The following is an 18112-nucleotide window of genomic DNA, read 5'->3' as shown; positions in this document are numbered from 1 at the left end:
TCGTGTCGGGTCGGGCCGTCCGCAGACGCTAGTGCCGCCGGCGCCGAGCTCAACGGCCCCGACATGACGGGGCCGTGAATGTCCGAAAACGCTTGCAGGCCGAAGGGAACGGCGGCGGGCGGGGCTTCGTTGGAACGGCATGGCGCTGAACATGCGAACGGGGCACCGGGGGACGGGGCCCGGTGCGATCACGCCGGACGGATGCGCGGTGGAGCTGTACGCGCGCTTACCGGCGCGGGAGGAGCCCGACGTCGTCGCCGCGGCCGTGCCGCAAGGGGCGCGCATCCTGGAACTCGGCTGCGGCGTGGGGCGGGTGACCCGTCCACTGCTGGAGCGCGGCTTCGCCGTGACGGCGGTGGACGAGTCGCCGGAGATGCTCGCCCGGGTCCGCGGGGCGCGCACGATATGCGCGCCCATCGAGGAACTGGACCTGGGGGAGACCTTCGACGCCGTGCTGCTCGCGTCGTTCCTGGTGCACGCGGGTGACCCCGAGGTGCGCCGGGCGCTGCTGCGCACCTGCGTACGGCATCTCGGCCCCGGCGGCCGTGTGCTGATCCAGCGCGAGGGCGCAGACTGGCACACGAACGTGCCCCGCGAACGCGTCGACCCCAGCGGCTACACGGTACGGATCGTCTCGGCGGAACCGGTCGGCGACGGAGTGAACTCGGTTCACGCGGAGTACGTGTTCCCGGACGCCACCTGGACCCACACCTTCCTGACCCGGCCCCTGACCAAGGAGCAGTTCGAGGAGGCATTGGCGGAGGCCGGCCTGCGGGTGGACGAGTACCTCACGGAGGACGGCGTCTGGGTGCGGGCGGTGCGCGCGGAGTAGGACTTCCTCACCCCCTGGGGCGCTTGCGCGCGGCCGCCTCCACCAGGTGCAGGATGTCCTCCAGGTCGGCCTCGAACTCTGCGCCCAGGTCCAGCGGAAGGTCCAGCCAGGGCGCGAGCCTGTTGTGGCCGGGGAGCGCGCTCTGCGGCAACTGCCCGCGGCGGCCCCGAGGATCGAGGGGGCCCGGCGCGAAACGGCCCGCGGCCTCCGAGGCGGCGAAGCCGACCCTCGGCACCGCCCTGCTCTGCGGCACCCTCGCCTCGCTCCGCCTGCGTGCACGCGGCGGACGGCCGGTGGCCCTGTGAACACCGGTGACGCGAGCGGCCCGGTGGGTGGCGCATCACCGACCTGTGCCGGGGCAGGCGCTCTTGACAACATGCGTACTGTTTCGCGAGGTTTGATCCACGTCGGACAGTTCGCGACCGGAAGGGTCAATCGCGAAACGAGCGTGTACACAGCGTGGAATCGGCTGATACTGAATTGAGCGGTAGGACGCGGACAGCGCGTCATGGGGGGACGTCACGGGGGAGCGATCGCCGATGCGATCCATGAACAGAAGGTCACCCGCCCATCCGGCCTGCGTCGCCGTCGGCGCGTTCCTCGCGGAGCCTGTGGAAGGACGGTTGATCTGAAGTGGACGTCACGATCCACAGAGCCCACGAACTGAACGCCTCACTGCGCGAAGCCTGGCACCGGGCCATGGACGAGTCGCCGGAGTACTCCAACCCCTTTCTGGCGCCCGAGTTCGCCCTCGGCGTCGGCCGGTGCCGATCCGGTGCGCGCATCGCCGTGCTGCGCGAGGGCGGCGCCCCGGCCGGGTTCTTCCCGTACGAGCGCAACCCCTTCGGCGTCGGCCGGGCCGTCGGTCTCGGCCTGTCCGACTGCCAGGCCCTCGTGCACCGCCCCGGGTTCACCTGGGACGCCCAGGAACTGCTGAAGGCGTGCGGGCTGTCCGTCTTCGAGTTCGATCACCTCGTCGCGGAACAGAAACCGTTCGGCAGACATGTCACGGGGACGTTCGCCTCCCCGGTCGTCGACCTCAAGCCCGACCCCAGCGGCTACGCCCAGTGGCTGCGCGGCGCCTATCCGGGGCTCGCCAAGACCACGCTGAAGAAGGAACGCCGCCTCGGCCGTGACGTCGGCGAGGTGCGCTTCGAGTTCGACGAGCGCGATCCGCGGATGCTGCGCCGGCTCATGCAGTGGAAGTCCGCCCAGTACCGCAGAACGGGACGGATGGACCGTTTCTCCAAGCCGTGGATCGTCGACCTGGTGAACCACCTGTTCCAGGTCCGGGAGCCCCACTTCACCGGGGTGCTGTCCGTCCTCTACGCCGGGGACCGCCCGGTCGCCGCCCACTTCGGGCCGAGATCGCGCACCGTGCTCGCGGCCTGGTTCACCGCCTACGACCCCGAACTGCACTACTACTCGCCCGGCCTGATGATGCACCTGCGCACCGCCGAGGCGGCGGCCCGCCACGGGGTGACGCTCATGGACCTCGGCCGCGGCGACAAGGAGTACAAGGACTGGCTCAAGACCCGCGAGCTGCGCGTGTCGGAGGGCTTCGCCAGCCGCCCCCACCCCGTGGCGACGGCCCACCAGTTGTGGCGCCGGCCGGTGCGCGGCCTGCGGAACACCGTCAACGCCCACCCCGAGCTGCGCGCCCCCGCCGACCGCCTGCTGAGGACGATCGGCACACTGCGCACCTCGCGGGGGACGGGACCGGGCCCCCGCTGATCATGTGCGGCGGGCGGGCGTCAGCCCGCAGCGAAGTCCGGTCCGTCTGCCGAGGCAGGGGTGTAAGCATGTAATCCCAGCCTCTTGGGCAAGCGGAAAGGCCGACTCGTGGCCGAGACACTTTCCGGGCCCGACCGCTCCGGCGAGGAGCAGGCCGCGCTCGACTCCTACTCGCGCACCGTCACCTCCGTCGCCGGCGAGCTCACCCCCAAGGTGGCGGCCCTGAACGTCGCGCACCGCCGCGCCGGACGCTTCGTGGTCGGCACCGGCTCCGCGGTCGTCTTCACCGACGACGGCTTCCTGCTGACCAACGCCCACGTCGTCGGCCACTCCGACGCCGGTACGGCCTCCTTCGCGGACGGCACCACCACCCCCTTCCACGTCATCGGGGCGGATCCGCTGTCCGACCTCGCCGTGGTCCGCGCCGACGGGCCGACCCCACCGCCGGCCCGCCTCGGCGAGGCCGACGCCCTCCGGGTTGGCCAGCTGGTCGTCGCCGTCGGCAACCCGCTGGGCCTGGCCGGCAGCGTCACCGCCGGAGTGGTCAGCGCGCTGGGCCGGTCGCTGCCGGCCGGCACGGGCCGGGCGACCCGGGTCATCGACGACGTCGTGCAGACCGACGCGACTCTGCACCCCGGCAGCTCGGGCGGCGCGCTCGCCACCGCCGACGCCCGGGTCGTCGGTATCAACACCGCCATCGCCGATGTCGGACTGGGCCTGGCGATCCCCGTGAACGGCACCAGCCGGAAGATCATCGCGGCTCTGCTCGCCACGGGCCGGGTCCGCCGCGCCTACCTCGGTCTCGCCGGCACCCCGGGCCCGCTGCCCCCACCGGTGCGCGCCCGCACCGGGCGGCGCACCGGCCTGCGGATCGTCGAGGTCGTCCCGGCGTCCCCGGCCGCCCGCGCCGGCCTGCGCGCCGGTGACCTGCTGCTCACCGCGGGCGACGCTCCAGTGACCAGCGCCCAGGCGCTGCAGCGCCTGATGCTGGAGGACGCCATCGGGCGCCCCCTGGCGCTGACCGCCCTGCGCGGCGAAGCGCTGGTGGACGTCGTCGCCGTACCGGTGGAGCTGGTCACCGACGACTGAGGGCGCCCGCCCCCGGGCTCAGGGGGTTCCGTTCCAGCTGTGGGCCACGTCCACGATCACGTGGCCGTCCGTCCGCAGCACCCGGAACGGCAGCCGGGACCGCACTCCGAGCCCGAGCTGGGTGTCGCCCTCGAAGCTCGCGGCGAAGCGGGTGTCGCGGAAGGCGCGGTAGCCGGTGAGGTCGACGCCCGGCAGCGGACGGCCGGCCTTGGCCGGATACGTCGGCTTCCCGGTCTCGGGATCGTACGCGGGCGCGTTGATCCGCACCTCGAGGACCGCTCCGCCGCCGACGTGGATCTCGCGCCCCGATCCGTCCTGGTAGAGGTGGCTGACGTACCCGACGGAGTAGCCGAGGGCGCTCCGGTTCGCGCCGGGGACGTCGATGACCATCCGGTCGTAACAGGTGTGGCGGCCGGTCCTGACGTTCTTCAACGGACTCGAGGTGGCCGCCGAGTGGGACTTGGGAAGACTGCCCCAGCCCGTGGGGCAGGCGGTCGTCCGGGCCGTGGCGGCCGTTGCCGCCTCGACCGGAACCGCGCTCGCGCCCAGCGCGGCGACCAGGAGTGCCACTGCCGCCCAAACTGATCTGCTTCGTTTCATCTCGTCCCCCGGAGTGTGGTGGGTGCTGATATGGCAGTAGACATTCAGGATGGCCGAAAGGTTGCGGTCCGCCGGGCTCCGTCATCCGGGGCCGTAAGTCCAGTGGCCGCCCAGCAGCGTGCCGTACACCGGCATCCGCCGCAGTGTGCGGGCGTCCGCCGTCCCGGGATCGGCGTCGACGATCACCAGGTCGGCCGGGTCCCCGGCGCGGATCGCCGTGCGGCCGCGGGCCGAGGCCGCGAGCGCCGTCCGCATCGGCACGCGCTGCTCGGGATGCCAGGCGGGCCGCCCGTCGTCGGTGCGGTGGACGGCGGCCGCGATGCCGAGCCACGGATCGAGCGGTGCGACGGGAGCGTCGGAGCCGAACTCCAGCCGGGCGCCGGCCGCCAGCAGATCGGCGTAGGCGAAGGCACGGCCGGTGCGCCCGGCCCAGTGCCGGTCCGCCACGTCCCGGTCGTCGACGGCGTGCGCCGGCTGCACGCTCGCCGTGACGCCCAGCTGCGCGAACCGCGGCATGTCGGCCGTCCTCAGCAGCTGAGCGTGCTCGATCCGCCCCCGGCAGCCCACGGCCCCGAACGCGTCCAGAGCCAGCCTGTTGGCGCGGTCGCCGATCGCGTGGACGGCGGGCTCGATGCCGTGCGCGGCGGCCCGCCGCATGAGACGGACGAGTTCGGTGTACGCCGTCTCCTCGATGCCGTGGGCCTCCGGCGTGCCCTCCAGGCCCGGATACGGCTCGCAGCACAGGGCGGTTCGGGTGTTCAGGGAACCGTCCGTGAAGAGCTTCAGCGGCCCGACCCGGACCAGGCCGCCGGTCCCGGGCAGCATGTCACCCGTCCGGAAGCCGCGCTCGATCACCGCGTCCAGGTGCCCGGGATACACGGCGGCCCGCACCCGCACCCCGAGCGGCCCCCGAGCCGCGCGCCGACCCCAGTCGGCGAGATTGTCGGAGAAGTGGAAGTCGACGATCCCCGTGACGCCCCGCCCGGCGGCTTCCCGGCAGGCCTCGGCCGCCCAACGGTCCAGGACCTCGACCGGCACCTCGGGCAGCGCCCGCAGCACCTCGAAGCAGTCGTGTTCCCGCAGCAGTCCCGTCGCGTGCCCGGGCCGCCCCACCAGGGCCAGGCCCGCGGAGTTCAGCCATGCGGCGTGCAGATCGGCACTGATCAGCGCGACCGGCCGGTCCGGGCACACCGAGTCCAGCAGCGCCTTGTCGGGCGCGTCCGGCCACAGCCCGTCCCGGAAACCCTGGCCGACGAGCACCTCACCGTCCGGCAGACCACGCGCGTACGACCGTACGGCTTCGGCCACCGCCCGCGCGGACTCCAGGCCGGCGAGGTCGGCCCGCCGCCGGTTGCCGGCCCACTGCGCCGCGTGCACATGGGCGTCCCACAGCCCCGGCAGCACGGTGCGCCCGTCCATGTCCAGGGCGGGTCCACCGAGTTCGTCCGTCTCCGCGACGGCGACGATCCTGCCGCCGTCGATCCGCACACTGCCCAGCGGGCCGCCCGGTCCCAGCCGCACCCGGGCGAGGGTCAGCGCGGGCGGTTGGCCCTCGGACTCGTCGTCCGTGAGGGGAGCGGGTGTGTCGTCGACGGTCGTCATGCGGGCTCCAGGCGTCAGGACGCGCACGGCGGGGGCCACTCGTGGCCCCCGCCGCCGGATGATCTGCCCCGAGGTTACGCGGGCACCGCCGCTCGGGCACCGGTCGCGCCGCGGTAGGTGGAGATGCCCACGGCCAGCAGCCACCAGCTGAGGATCGCGCCCATCAGGGCGGTGGTGCCCCAGCCGTTCGCGGCGTAGAAGTGCGCGGGCGTGTTGCCGAAGAACAGCGACGGCACGAACGCGAGGTTGATCACCGCGAGGGCGCAGGCCGACCTGCCGACCCAGCGCGGCAGCAGACCGGTGCGGGTGACCACGTAGCCCAGCGTGCCGAGGAAGAGTCCGAGCAGCAGCCGGGAGATCGAACCGTAGAGGATGTACGTGCCGCTGACCGTGATCGTCGGATCGATCGGGTGGTCGGCGGCGATGACCGCGCCGGCCTCCAGCCCCGAGGAGACCAGGGCGATCGTCGCGTAGACGAGCCCGGTGGCGGAGGCGATCGCGGCCGCCCACTCGTAGTCGGGGCGGGTGCGCCTGACCAGTTCGCGGAAGGCGGTCGCGAACAGCGCCAGCGAGGTGAGTCCGACGATGCCGAGCAGCAGCCGGGACAGCACGTTCGCGTCCGGCGGCGGCCCCGAGTAGACGAAGTACAGGGGTACTTCGACGATGAGCGCGACCGCGGCGACGACCCCGGCGATACCGGTCAGGCGCCTGGCGAAGACTTCGTTCATGGGTGGCCCCCCGAGCTGCGACGATGGATGAGGCGTCGGCCGTTGTGCCGACGTCATGAATCCTGTCGGTCGCGCGGCCCGTCGTCCCTGGCTCTGGACACCGGATGCGGGGTGGTGTCACCTCCACCCGCCGCACCCGTGTCAGCCCAGCGCCTTGTCCAGGTTGAAGGCCGCGCTGATCAGCGCGAGATGCGTGAACGCCTGCGGGAAGTTGCCCTGTTGATCCCCGGTGTGGCTGATCTCCTCGGCGTACAGCCCGAGATGGTTGGCGTACGTCAGCATCTTCTCGAACGCCAGGCGTGCCTCGTCGACCCGCCCGGCGTGGACCATCGCCTCGACGTACCAGAACGAGCAGATGGAGAAGGTGCCTTCGTCGCCGCGCAGCCCGTCGGGGCTCGCCATCGGGTCGTAGCGGTAGACGAGCGAGTCGGAGACCAGTTCGTGGGTGAGGGCGTCGAGCGTGGACAGCCACTTGGGGTCGGTCGGCGCGATGAACTTCGTCAGCGGCATCATCAGCACCGCCGCGTCCAGCACATCGCCGCCCTCGTGCTGCACGAACGCCTGCCGCCGGTCCGACCAGCCCTCTTTCATGATCCGCCGGTAGATCGTGTCACGGCTGAGGCGCCAGCGCGGCAGGTCGGCCGGCAGGCCCCGGCGGTGGGCCATGCGGATGGCCCGTTCGATCGCCACCCAGCACATCAGGCGCGAGTACAGGAAGTTCTTGCGCCCGCCGCGGGTCTCCCAGATCCCCTCGTCCGGCTGGTCCCAGTGCTCACACACCCAGTCCACCAGCGCGCACACGTCGTCCCACTGGTCGCTGGAGATGGGCTTGGCCCACTTGTCGTAGAGGTAGATGGAGTCGATGAGCGCGCCGTAGATGTCGAGCTGGAGCTGATCGGCGGCGGCGTTGCCGATCCGGACCGGTGCCGAGCCGTGATGGCCCTCCAGATGGCGGAGTTCGGCCTCGGTGAGGTCGGTGCGGCCGTCGATGCCGTACATGATCTGCAGGGGGCCGGACGGCCTGCCGTCGCCAGGGCTGATGTGCCGGGTCACGAACTTCATGAACGCCTCGGCCTCGTCGGTGAAGCCGAGCCGCAGCAGCGCGTACACGCAGAAGGCCGCGTCGCGCACCCACACGTACCGGTAGTCCCAGTTGCGCTCGCCGCCCAGCTGCTCGGGCAGGCTCGTCGTCGGCGCGGCCACGATGGCACCGGTGGGCGCGTAGGTGAGGAGCTTGAGGGTGAGCGCCGAGCGGTGCACCATCTCCCGCCAGCGGCCCCGGTACTTGGACGCCGACAGCCAGCGACGCCAGTACGCCACCGTCGTGTTGAACTGCTCCTCGGCCTCGACCTTGGCGCAGCGGCGCGGCTCCACGGCACCGCCGACCTGGTCCAGCGCGAACACCGCCGTCTCGCCCTCGGACAGCTTGAAGTCGGCGCGCGCGTCCTGGGCTTCGGCCTCCAACGGGACGGTCGACGTCAGGGCGAGGGAGAGCTCGTCGGACTCGAAGACCGCGACCTCACCGGCCATCCGTACGGTGTGCGGCCGAGTGCCGTAGGCGAAGCGCGGCGCGACCCGGGTGCGGAACGGGATGGAGCCGCGCACGCACACCACGCGCCGGATCAGCCGATGCCGCTCGGGCTCCCCGAACCCGTCGTCGACCGGCATGAAGTCCTGCACCTCGCCGACGCCGTCCTCGGTGAAGAAGCGGGTGATCAGGACGTTGGTGTCGGGGAAGTAGAACTGCTTCGTCTTCGCCGGCACGGATGCGCTCAGCTCGAAGCAACCGCCGCGCTCGGCGTCCAGGATCGCCGCGAAGACGCTCGGCGCGTCGAAGGCCGGGCAGCAGTACCAGTCGATGGTGCCGTCCGTGCCCACCAGGGCCACGCTGCGCAGGTCGCCGATCAGCCCGTGCTCGGCGATCGGCAGATACCGGCCGGCGGCCGTCGGGACGTCCTCGTCGATCGCTCGTGCGTCCATCGCTGCCTCCCGCACCCGACACGCATCCCGGAACTCAGCCTAGGCGGAAACGGGGGCGGCGGCGCGGGGATCGCAGTACCGGACGTGCCGGGTCAGACGGTGAGGACCTCGACGCCCGCCTCCTCGAACCGGCGGACCTCCTCCGGGTCCGCCGCCGTGTCCGTCACCAGCGTGTCCACCGCCCCGGCCCCGCAGATCCGCGCGAACGCCCGTTGTCCCAGCTTGCTGGAGTCGGCGGCGACGACCACCCGCTCGGCGCGCTCGCACAGCAGCCGGTTGATGGCCGCCTCCGCCTCGTCGTGCGCCGCGGCCCCGTGCGTGACGTCGAAGGCGACGACGCCGAGCACCGCCATGTCCACGGTGATCTGCCCGAGCACACCGTCCGCGAGGGGCCCGATGAGCTCGTACGACTGCGGGCGCGCGACCCCGCCGGTCACCACGATCTTGAACTGAGGGCGTACGGCGAGCTCGTTGGCGATGTTGAGGGCGTTTGTGACGACGGTGAGCGCGGGGGAGCCGGAGGCCAGGTCGCCGCGCACGGCGAGGGCGCGCGCCACCTCGGTCGTCGTGGTGCCGCCGGTCAGGCCCACCGCCTCGCCCGGCGCGATCAGCTCCGCCACCGCCTTCGCGATCCGCTGCTTCTCGGAGGCGTGCCGGGCCGTCTTGTAGCGCAGCGGCAGCTCGTACGACACCCCGTGTACGACCGCGCCGCCGCGGGTGCGCACCAGCATCTGCTGTTCGGCGAGCTGGTCGAAGTCGCGCCGGATCGTCGCCGCGGAGACCTCCAGCTCTGTAGCCGCCTCCTCGACGTCCAGCCGGCCACGCTCGACGAGCAGCTCCAGCAGCGCCTTCCAGCGGGCGTCGCGCGACATCCGCCCTCCATTCCTCGATCTCCCGGCGACCCTAGCGCACCCTGATAGGGACTCCATGCTTGATTGTGCTCGAAAGCTCGCTATATCTTGCAAGAACAAGCAAAGAGAGGGAGGGTGCGGCATGACGCACGTCGAGGACGAGCTGAGCAGTCAGCCGGAGTGCTGGACACGGGCGGCGGCGGAGGCGCCACGTCACGCGGCGGTGCTCCCGGCGCCGGGGGAGCGGGTCGCCATCGTCGGATGCGGCACCTCCTACTTCATGGCGCAGGCCGCCGCCGCGTTGCGCGAGTCGGCGGGACAGGGCGAGACGGACGCCTTCGCCGCCTCCGAGTTCCCCCGCGGCCGCTCCTACGACCACGTCCTGGCCCTCACCCGCTCGGGCACCACCACCGAAGTCCTGGACATCCTCGACGAGTTGAGCGGCACCACCCGTACGACCGCGCTCACCGCCGACCCGCACACCCCGGTCATGCGGGCGGCCGACGACGTCGTCGTCCTCGACTTCGCCGACGAACGGTCCGTCGTCCAGACCCGGTTCGCGACCACCGCGCTCACCCTGCTCCGGGCCCACCTCGGCGTGCACACCGACGCCGTCGTCGCGGACGCCCGCACCGCGCTCGCCCGCCCCCTGCCCGAAGGGCTCGTCGGCTGCACCCAGTTCACCTTCCTGGGCCGCGGCTGGACGGTGGGCCTGGCCAACGAGGCCGGGCTGAAGATGCGCGAGGCCGCGCTCGCCTGGACCGAGTCCTACCCGGCGATGGAGTACCGGCACGGCCCCATCAGCGTCACCACCCACGGCACGGCCACCTGGATGCTCGGCGAGGCGCCCGAGGGTCTGGCCGAACAGGTGCGCGGCACCGGCGGGCTGTGGATCGCGGGCGGCCTGGACCCGCTCGCCGAACTGGTCCGCGCCCAGCGCCTGGCCGTCGCCGTCGCCGCGGCCCGCGCACTCGACCCGGACCGGCCCCGCCACCTCACCCGCTCGGTGATCCTCGCCCCCTGACGCACCCCTTCCCCCGGGAGAAACCGTGCCCCTCGTCACCACCGGCGAACTCGTCACCCGGGCCGCCGCCGCGCACTCCGCCGTCCCGTCCTTCAACATCATCACGCTCGAGCACGTCGAAGCCGTCATCGCCGGCGCCGAGACCGCACAGGCCGGCGTGGTGCTCCAAGTCAGCGAGAACGCCGTCAAGTTCCGCTACGGCCGGCTGCTCCCACTGGCCCGCGCCGCAGTCGCCGCCGCCGAACGCGCGGCCGTCCCCGTGGCGTTGCATCTCGACCACGTCCAGAGCGACGACCTGCTGCGCCAGGCCGCGGACGCCGGTTTCAGCTCCGTCATGTACGACGCGGCCCGCCTGCCCTACGAGCGCAACCTCGCCGCGACCCGGGCGGCGGCCGACTGGGCGCACGCCCAAGGCCTCTGGATCGAGGCCGAGCTGGGCCAGGTCGGCGGCAAGGCCGGACAGCCCGCCCTCGACGCCCATGCCCCCGGCGCCCGTACCGACCCCGACCAGGCCCGTGCCTTCGTCGCCGACTCCGGCGTGGACGCCCTCGCCGTCGCCGTCGGCAGCACGCACGCCATGACGACCCGCACCGCCACTCTCGACCACGCCCTCCTCAAGCGCCTCTCGGCCACCCTGGACGTGCCCCTCGTACTGCACGGCTCCTCGGGCGTACCGGACCACGAACTCGTCGCGGCCGTCGCGGGCGGCATCTCCAAGGTGAACGTCGGCACGGCCCTCAACATCGCCATGACGGGCGCGATCCGTGACTTCCTCGCCGCCCACCCCGAGGTCGTCGACTCACGCAAGTACCTCGGCGTCGGCCGGGAGGCGATGGCGAAGACCGTGACCGCCATCATCCGCACGCTGGTCCGAAGACCGTGACCGGCATCATCCGCACGCTGGTCCGAAGACCGTGACCGCCATCATCCGCACGCCGGTCCGGTCACCGCTTGACGGCCTTGAGCACGACGAACTTCGGGTCGCTCGCGACCAGGTGGCTGTTGCCGAACAGCCGCTTGAGTTTGACGTGGTAGCCCAGGTGCCGGTTGCCGACCACCCACAGCTCGCCACCGGGCCGCAGCACCCGCTTCGCCCCGGTGAACATCCGCCACGCCGTCGCGTCGGTCGTCGCCTGGTGGGAGTGGAACGGCGGATTGTTGAGCACCAGGTCGACACTCCCGGCCGGCACCCCCGCCAGCCCGTCCCCGACCCGGAACTCGGCATGCCCGGGCACCCCGTTCGCCCTGTACGTCGCCTCCGCGGAGGCCACGGCCTGGAACGACTCGTCGACGAACAGCACCTCGGCGTCCGGGTCGGCGACCGCCACGGCCGTCCCCACCACCCCGTTGCCGCACCCGAGGTCCACGACCCGGCGAGCGCCCGGGGCGGGCAGGTGCCGCAGGAAGAACCGGGTGCCGATGTCCAGCCGGTCGGCGCAGAAGACGCCCGCGTGGTTGACGACCGTGCGCCCCGAGACCGGACCGATGCCATCGGGCAGCGTGTAGCAGTACGGCCACGGGTCGGCGGGCCGTTCCAGCGCCGGATCGGGCGTGCAGAAGATCAGCCGGGCCTTCTTCACCGCGAGGGAAGTGCGCGTCGGGCCGAGGATCCGTTCGAACAGCTCCAGCGTCGAGGTGTGGATCTCCTTCACCATGCCCGTGCCGACGACGACCGTGCCCTCGTGCACGGCGGGCGCCAGCCGCAGCAGCTGGTCCTCCAGCAGGGCGAGGCTCTTCGGCACCCGCACCAGCAGGACGTCGACCCGCTCCGGCGGCGCGTCCTGGGTGGTCAGCAGGCGCACGGCACCGGTCTCGACGCCGTTGCGCGCGAGATTGAGCCGGGCGGCCTCCTGTGCGAGGAAGGAGTCGGTGATCTGCGTGGGCCGGTGCTCGGCCAACGCCGTGACCAGCGCGCCCCAGCGGTCACCGAGGACCACGACCGTGCCGGACAGCGGGACCTTCTCCTCGGCGAGGTGCGCGAGCAGATACTCGTCGGAGGCGTCCCACGCGCGCAGCCGCTCGCGCGGATCCTCGGGAAAACGGGTCAGCGCGAACTCGCCCCAGGGCGTCGTCATACGGTCGTTCATCGTGCGACCAGGCTAGCGGAGCCGCAGGTCATCCCCGGTCGGGCGGCCCCGTACCGCCGAAGCCGCGGCCCTGGCGGGGCCGGGCGCGCCCTTGTCACGGGTTCGGGAACCGGATCAGGATGGCATGACCGAGTCAATGCGGGGGCTCCGGTGACGGAACCGGCCATGGTTCAGCAGAAGCACGACGAAGGACGCCGAGGGAACGACGATCACCGTGGGACCGGCGTCCCGTGTCCGGCTGCACGACCTGGCCCGGCGACCGGACGGCGCCGAGTGGATCGTGGGACGTCGCGAGACACGGACGTCCGTCGCCGTACCGGAAACCGCCATCACGGTCATCCGCCTGCTGGAGCGCGGACTGAGCGTCGGGCCGACGCAGGAGCGGGTGCTCGCCGAGACCGGCGAGGAACTCGACGTGGCCGAGTTCGTGCGCGACCTCATCGGCCTGGGATTCGTGGCAGAGGCGGCGGGCCTCCCGGTGGCGGCGGAGCCGGTGCGCCCGCCGACCATGCCCCGGCTGCGGCCCGAGCACATGCGCTTCCTGCTGAGCCCCCTCCTTCCACTGCTGCCCGCCGCCCTGGTCGTCGCCGCTCTCGTCGCGCTCGTCCGGCACCCCGAACTCGCCCCTGCCTACCGGAGCCTGCTGTGGAGCGACCGGGGCAGGGTGGTGATCCTCTCCGGTGCCGCCGTGGGCTGGTCGATCCTGTTGCTCCACGAACTGGCGCACCTCGCCGTGGCCAGGGCCGCGGGCGTCCCGGGCCGGGTCGGCTTCGGCACCCGGCTGCAGTTCCTGGTCGCGCAGACGGACATCAGCGGCATCGAACTCGCGCCCCGGCGGCACCGGTTGACGGCCTACCTGGCCGGCGTCGCGGTCAATCTCGCCGTGGCCGCCACGGCGTTCCTGCTGTTGCTCGTGATGGCACCCGGGTCGGCCCCGCACCGGCTGCTCGCCGCGACCGTGCTGTGGGCGCTGCTGCCGCTCACCTTCCAGCTGATGGTGTTCATGCGGACGGACGTGTACTTCGTCCTGCAGGACCTCACCGGGTGCCGGAACCTGTACGGGGACGGCCGCGCCCACGCCCGACACATGGCGGGCCGCTTGCTGCGCAGGCGCACCCCGGACACCGACCCCACCCGGGCCCTGCCTCCGGCGGAACGGCGCGCGGTGCGCGTCTACAGCGTGATCCAGGTCGTCGGAACCACCATCTGCCTGGCCGGACTCGCCCTCTACACCCTCCCGGCGGACCTCCGGCTGATCCTCACCGCGGTGACCGGTCTGCGCACGGCGCGCACCGGCCTCGACCTCGCCGACGCGCTCCTGACCCTCGGATCACTCCTCACGGTCCACGTGCTGTGGTTCACCACCCGCCGCCGCGACCGCCGCCGTCGCCGGAGCTGACCGGGGTCGAGCAGGATGGCTCGTACGGAACGGGTGGAGCAGGATGGCTCGTATGGAAGGCGAGCTGTTCCCCAGGCCCCGGACCGAGGTGTCTCCCGGTGCCGTGCACCTGCCGGACTGGCTCGACGACGGTCGACAGCGCGCGCTGCTGGAGGCCTGCCGGGAGTGGGCGCGCCCCCCGGCCGGACTGCGGACGGTGCGGGTCCCCGGTGGGGGCACCATGTCCGCCCGCCAGGTCTGCCTCGGCCACCACTGGCACCCGTACGGCTACGCACGCACGGTCGTCGACGGTGACGGCGCGCCCGTGAAACCATTCCCCGAATGGCTCGGCGAGCTGGGACGACGGGCCGTCGCCGACGCGCTGGGCGATCCCGCGCCGCCGTACGACATCGCCCTGATCAACTTCTACGACGCCGACGCCCGGATGGGCATGCACCGGGACAGCGACGAGAGGTCGGACGCGCCGGTGGTGTCCCTGAGCCTCGGCGACACCTGCGTCTTCCGTTTCGGCAACACCGAGACCCGCGCCAGGCCCTACAGGGACCTCGAGCTGCGCAGCGGTGACCTGTTCGTGTTCGGCGGGCCCTCCCGGCTCGTCTACCACGGGGTCCCCCGCGTGTACGCGGGCAGCGCGCCTGCGCAGTTGGGGCTGTGCGGACGCCTCAACATCACGCTCCGGGTCAGCGGCCTGTAGGCGGACACGGCCGCGGATCATGGGAGACTCGCCCTCATGAGCGGCAAGGCGGACCCCCGGCCGGCGGGGGAAGGGACCACCTCGAGGACGCGGCTGGACCGGGGGCGCGGTGCGCTCGGGCCCGCGTTGGAGCTCGTGCACACCGGACGCGCGCCCACCCGGGCCGTGCTCACCGCCGAGCTCGGGGTCACCCGGGCGACAGCGGGGGCGGTCGCGGCCGAGCTTGAGGCGCTGGGGCTGATCCGGGTCGACGCCCGGCCCGGCGCGGCGGCCGGCTCGCAGGGCCGGCCCTCCCACCGGCTCGCGGTCGCCGACGACGGGCCGGTCGTGCTCGCCGCGCAGGTCCATGCCGACGGCTTCCGGGCCGCGCTGGTCGGCCTGGGCGGCCGGATCGTGGCCACCGCGCCCGGCTGCGAGACCGTCGACGCCGACCCGGCGAAGGTCCTCGGCTCGGTGGTGGAGGCGGGCACGGACCTGCTGCGCTCCACGGGACGGCGCTGCGTCGGCGCCGGTCTCGCCGTGCCGTCCGCGGTCGCCGAACCCGACGGCCTGGCCCTGAACCCCCTGCACCTGGCCTGGCCGGTCGGCGCGCCGGTCCGGCGGATCTTCGCCGAGTGCGTGCGCGCGGCCGGCATCACCGGGCCGGCCTTCGCGGGCAACGACGTCAACCTCGCCGCCCTCGCCGAGCACCGGCACGGCGCCGGCCGCGGTGCGCGGGACCTGCTGTGCGTTGCGACCGGGCACCGGGGCGTCGGCGGCGCCCTGGTCCTCGACGGCCGCCTCCACACCGGAAGTTCGGGTCTGGCCCTGGAGGTCGGCCACCTCACCGTCAACCCCGAGGGCCGCCCCTGCCACTGCGGCAGCCGCGGCTGCCTCGACGTAGAGGCCGATCCGCTGGCCCTCCTCACGGCGGCCGGCCTGGACCCGGGCCCCGAGATGTCCCTGCTCAGGCAGGCCGACGACCTGGTCCGCGAGCACTACGACGACCCGGCCGTCCGCACGGCCGCCGAAACGCTCATCGACCGCCTCGGCCTCGGCCTCGCGGGCCTGGTCAACATCCTCAACCCCGACCGCATCATCCTCGGCGGCCTGCACCGCACCCTCCTGGACGCCGACCCCGACCGGCTGCGCGCCGTCGTCGCCGACCGCAGCCTGTGGGGCCAGAGCGGGGGAGTGCCCATCCTGGCCTGCACCCTCGACCACAACAGCCTGGTGGGAGCGGCGGAGTTGGCCTGGCAGCCGGTCCTGGACGACCCGCTGGGAGCGCTCGCCTAGGACACCCGGCGGGCGCGGGCCCGGGTCGCCCGAGGCGGCGCGGCCGCGGCGCCCGGGACCTGCTGTGTGTGGGCACCGGGGCGTCGGCGGCGCCCTGGTCCTCGACGGCCGCCTCCGCACCGGCAGTCCGGGTCTGGCCCTGGAGGTCGGCCACCTCTTGGCCCTGTCGTCACATTCCCGCCTGCCCGGAGGCGCCTGGCACGCGCGCTCGCGGCGTTGCCGAAACGCCCGAACAGCTCCGCTGTCGGGGCGCTCCGGCGCCTTGCGATCGCACGCACCGGACGCCTCCGGGCCCGCCCTACGGGCGGACGACGGGAATGTGACGACCTAGCACGTCCGTCCGGCGCGCGGGAAGGCTCCGGGCCTCGCCGGTCCGGGGACTGCCCGAGCGGCCGGCGCCGCCGGTCGGCGGCGGGACGAGCTAGGCTCGTCGGCATGCGGATCTCCGTCTCCTCCGACATGGACGAACCCGTCGCCCGCGCCCTCGTCGCCGAGCTGGGCCGGCGCGGCCACCAGGTCACGGCCCACGGCGCGCTCAGCCCCGGCGACGACCCGCAGTGGGCCGCCTGCTCGGAGGCGGCGGCCCGGGAGGTCGCCGCCGGCCGGGCGGACCAGGCGGTCGTGTGCTGCTGGACCGGCACGGGCGCGTCCATCGCCGCGAACAAGGTGCCGGGCGTACGGGCGGCGCTGTGCACGGACGCCTACAGCGCCGACGGCGCCCGCCGCTGGAACGACGCCAACGTCCTCGCGCTCAGCCTGCGGCTGACCTCCGAACCGCTGCTGAAGGAGATCCTGGACGCCTGGTTCGCCGCCGCGGCCAGCGAGGACGCCGAGGACCGCGAGAACGTCGCCCGCGTCGAGCGGCTCGATCTGCGCGGGACCGCTTCCTGACTCAGCCGACGCTTCCCGAGCGACCGGCAAGGCTCCACAGGGCCGCCACCGGGGGCCGTCGCAGATCTGCTCGGCGCACGCACAGCCCCTGCTGCCATGCCCGCACGCCCGCAACGTCGCCCACATGGTTGACAACTGCTCCCGCCCGGCCCGGCTCGGCGGCCGCCGCTGGGGTCCCCGCTTCCGGGCCGCCTACGAGCAGATCGCCTACCCCGCCGCCGAAGCCCCGGCGAACGACGCCCTGTTGGCGTCCTTCGGCACCCACCCGGTGCACGAGGCCCTGGCCGCGGCTGCGAAGCTGCGCCCCTCCGTGGACATCTCCGTCGCCCAGGCGGGGCCGGCGGCGTTGTCAGTGCCGGTCGCTAGCCTGCGGGCATGATCGAGACAACGGACGACTCCCGTCGCTTCCCGCCGGCCCTGGCCGACGTGGCCCAGGTGGAGTTCGACTACGACGACGGCGAGGGCGTCGACTTCGAGCCGTACGGCGCCTTCGACTCCGCCGAGGAGACCACCGACTGGCTGCGCCACTGGACCGGCAACCACGAACTCGACGGCGACGCCTACCGGGTCTTCGGCCAGGACGGCACCGGCGGTCTCGTCGCCCTGTGGTGCGTGCGGCCCGGCCGGCCGCTCGCCGAGCAGCCCGTGGTGTTCTTCGGCTCCGAGGGGGAGCGGGGAGTGGTGGCGGCGAACCTGTCCGACTTCCTGTGGATCCTCGCCGACGGCCTCGGGCCCCTGGAGATCGTGGATTTCGGGCAGCGCGAGGGTCGGCCGAACCCGACACTGACCGCGCTCGCCGAGCGGCACGCCACCACTCGGCGCCGTCCCGCGCGGGAGATCGTGGACGAGGCGCAGGCCGAGTTCCCGTCGTTCTCCGACGACGTCGACGCCCTCTGCCGCTGACCTCGTTCAGGAAGGGGGAGTCCCGGTGTACTGCGCGAGCCCGTGACCGAGCGACCAGTCGGCCGACTCGTTCTCGGTCACGCTGACGAACACGTTCCGCGGCTCCGTCCCCGCGTAGGCGTGGGCCAGTTCGGCGATCCGCCGGTACAGCGCCCGCTTCCGTTCGGGTGTGCGCCCCGACCGCATGGTGATCGCGACGTACACGATGCCCTCGTCGCGCGGGACGCCGAGGTAGTCGTCCCAGCGCAGTGTGCTGTGCACGCCGTCGTGGCCGGTCACGACCTGGAAGCGGTCGTTCGGCGGGATGCCGATCGTCTCCACCAGCGCCTCGTGCACGGCCCGGCCGAGCGCGTCCAGGCGTGCCGTGTCGGTCCCCAGCGTGTCGATACGGACGAAGGGCATGCCCGCGTCCCTCCTTACGGC

At 73.0% G+C, this 18112-nt stretch carries 19 protein-coding genes; 11 read left to right on the top strand and 8 right to left on the bottom strand.

The window, feature by feature from the left end:
- Nucleotides 1-139: 139 nt before the first annotated feature.
- Nucleotides 140-832 carry a bifunctional 2-polyprenyl-6-hydroxyphenol methylase/3-demethylubiquinol 3-O-methyltransferase UbiG gene (locus tag FBY22_RS24825; protein ID WP_174267257.1) on the top strand — a complete coding sequence of 231 codons (693 nt, stop codon included), beginning with the start codon at nt 140-142 and terminating at the stop codon, nt 830-832.
- A 7-nt stretch (nt 833-839) separates the two neighbouring features.
- Here the strand turns inward: FBY22_RS24825 and FBY22_RS24820 are convergent, their stop codons facing one another.
- A complete protein-coding gene (locus FBY22_RS24820) occupies nt 840-1085 on the bottom strand; it encodes a hypothetical protein (protein WP_260845109.1) in 246 nt (81 codons plus the stop codon).
- Between the two features lie 380 nt (nt 1086-1465).
- Between FBY22_RS24820 and FBY22_RS24815 the strand changes: the two genes are divergently transcribed.
- Nucleotides 1466-2566, top strand: coding sequence for a GNAT family N-acetyltransferase (locus tag FBY22_RS24815; RefSeq protein ID WP_142149466.1), 1101 nt, complete (start codon nt 1466-1468; stop codon nt 2564-2566).
- Between the two features lie 108 nt (nt 2567-2674).
- Nucleotides 2675-3655 (top strand): S1C family serine protease, encoded by a 981-nt coding sequence (locus FBY22_RS24810; RefSeq protein ID WP_142149464.1) that lies wholly within the window; start codon nt 2675-2677, stop codon nt 3653-3655.
- Between the two features lie 18 nt (nt 3656-3673).
- Here the strand turns inward: FBY22_RS24810 and FBY22_RS24805 are convergent, their stop codons facing one another.
- The 5 genes from FBY22_RS24805 to FBY22_RS24785 form a co-directional block, all read right to left on the bottom strand.
- Nucleotides 3674-4255 carry a hypothetical protein gene (locus FBY22_RS24805; RefSeq protein WP_142149462.1) on the bottom strand — a complete coding sequence of 194 codons (582 nt, stop codon included), beginning with the start codon at nt 4253-4255 and terminating at the stop codon, nt 3674-3676.
- An 81-nt stretch (nt 4256-4336) separates the two neighbouring features.
- Nucleotides 4337-5857: an amidohydrolase gene (locus FBY22_RS24800; protein ID WP_142149460.1), complete on the bottom strand. Its 1521-nt coding sequence runs from the start codon at nt 5855-5857 to the stop codon at nt 4337-4339.
- 74 nt (nt 5858-5931) lie between these two features.
- Nucleotides 5932-6585, bottom strand: coding sequence for a hypothetical protein (locus tag FBY22_RS24795; RefSeq protein ID WP_142149459.1), 654 nt, complete (start codon nt 6583-6585; stop codon nt 5932-5934).
- A 141-nt stretch (nt 6586-6726) separates the two neighbouring features.
- On the bottom strand, nt 6727-8565 hold the full coding sequence (locus tag FBY22_RS24790; RefSeq protein ID WP_142149457.1) for a glycoside hydrolase family 15 protein: 1839 nt from the start codon (nt 8563-8565) through the stop codon (nt 6727-6729).
- Between the two features lie 92 nt (nt 8566-8657).
- Nucleotides 8658-9437, bottom strand: a complete 780-nt coding sequence (locus tag FBY22_RS24785) for a DeoR/GlpR family DNA-binding transcription regulator (RefSeq protein WP_142149455.1) — start codon at nt 9435-9437, stop codon at nt 8658-8660.
- Between the two features lie 121 nt (nt 9438-9558).
- Between FBY22_RS24785 and FBY22_RS24780 the strand changes: the two genes are divergently transcribed.
- Both FBY22_RS24780 and FBY22_RS24775 read left to right on the top strand, forming a co-directional pair.
- Nucleotides 9559-10440, top strand: coding sequence for an SIS domain-containing protein (locus tag FBY22_RS24780; RefSeq protein WP_142149453.1), 882 nt, complete (start codon nt 9559-9561; stop codon nt 10438-10440).
- A gap of 25 nt (nt 10441-10465) precedes the next feature.
- Entirely contained in the window at nt 10466-11323 is an 858-nt protein-coding gene (locus FBY22_RS24775) for a class II fructose-bisphosphate aldolase (RefSeq protein ID WP_142149451.1), read from the top strand.
- A 61-nt stretch (nt 11324-11384) separates the two neighbouring features.
- Here FBY22_RS24775 and FBY22_RS24770 read toward each other — a convergent pair whose 3' ends face one another.
- On the bottom strand, nt 11385-12515 hold the full coding sequence (locus FBY22_RS24770) for a methyltransferase (protein ID WP_142152500.1): 1131 nt from the start codon (nt 12513-12515) through the stop codon (nt 11385-11387).
- Between the two features lie 226 nt (nt 12516-12741).
- On the opposite strand from FBY22_RS24770, the gene FBY22_RS24765 reads away from it, so the two are divergent.
- The 6 genes from FBY22_RS24765 to FBY22_RS24735 all read left to right on the top strand — a co-directional run bounded on the left by FBY22_RS24765 (nt 12742) and on the right by FBY22_RS24735 (nt 17689).
- Nucleotides 12742-13926 carry a site-2 protease family protein gene (locus tag FBY22_RS24765; RefSeq protein WP_260845107.1) on the top strand — a complete coding sequence of 395 codons (1185 nt, stop codon included), beginning with the start codon at nt 12742-12744 and terminating at the stop codon, nt 13924-13926.
- Between the two features lie 52 nt (nt 13927-13978).
- The gene (locus FBY22_RS24760) at nt 13979-14620 is read left to right on the top strand and encodes an alpha-ketoglutarate-dependent dioxygenase AlkB (protein WP_142152499.1); all 642 of its coding nucleotides are present in this window, start codon (nt 13979-13981) and stop codon (nt 14618-14620) included.
- A 36-nt stretch (nt 14621-14656) separates the two neighbouring features.
- Nucleotides 14657-15895: an ROK family protein gene (locus FBY22_RS24755; RefSeq protein WP_142149447.1), complete on the top strand. Its 1239-nt coding sequence runs from the start codon at nt 14657-14659 to the stop codon at nt 15893-15895.
- A gap of 435 nt (nt 15896-16330) precedes the next feature.
- Nucleotides 16331-16786 carry an RpiB/LacA/LacB family sugar-phosphate isomerase gene (locus tag FBY22_RS24745; RefSeq protein WP_142149445.1) on the top strand — a complete coding sequence of 152 codons (456 nt, stop codon included), beginning with the start codon at nt 16331-16333 and terminating at the stop codon, nt 16784-16786.
- A gap of 124 nt (nt 16787-16910) precedes the next feature.
- Nucleotides 16911-17165 (top strand): hypothetical protein, encoded by a 255-nt coding sequence (locus tag FBY22_RS24740; RefSeq protein ID WP_260845106.1) that lies wholly within the window; start codon nt 16911-16913, stop codon nt 17163-17165.
- Nucleotides 17162-17689 (top strand): SMI1/KNR4 family protein, encoded by a 528-nt coding sequence (locus FBY22_RS24735; RefSeq protein ID WP_142149443.1) that lies wholly within the window; start codon nt 17162-17164, stop codon nt 17687-17689. The genes FBY22_RS24740 and FBY22_RS24735 overlap by 4 nt, the downstream gene beginning before the upstream one ends.
- 6 nt (nt 17690-17695) lie before the next feature.
- On the opposite strand, the gene FBY22_RS24730 is transcribed toward FBY22_RS24735, so the two are convergent.
- Nucleotides 17696-18091, bottom strand: a complete 396-nt coding sequence (locus FBY22_RS24730) for a tautomerase family protein (protein WP_142149441.1) — start codon at nt 18089-18091, stop codon at nt 17696-17698.
- Nucleotides 18092-18112: the final 21 nt, after the last annotated feature.

This window comes from Streptomyces sp. SLBN-31 (assembly GCF_006715395.1).
Classification (GTDB): Bacteria; Actinomycetota; Actinomycetes; order Streptomycetales; family Streptomycetaceae; genus Streptomyces.
This window is presented reverse-complemented; position numbering and strand designations above follow the sequence as displayed.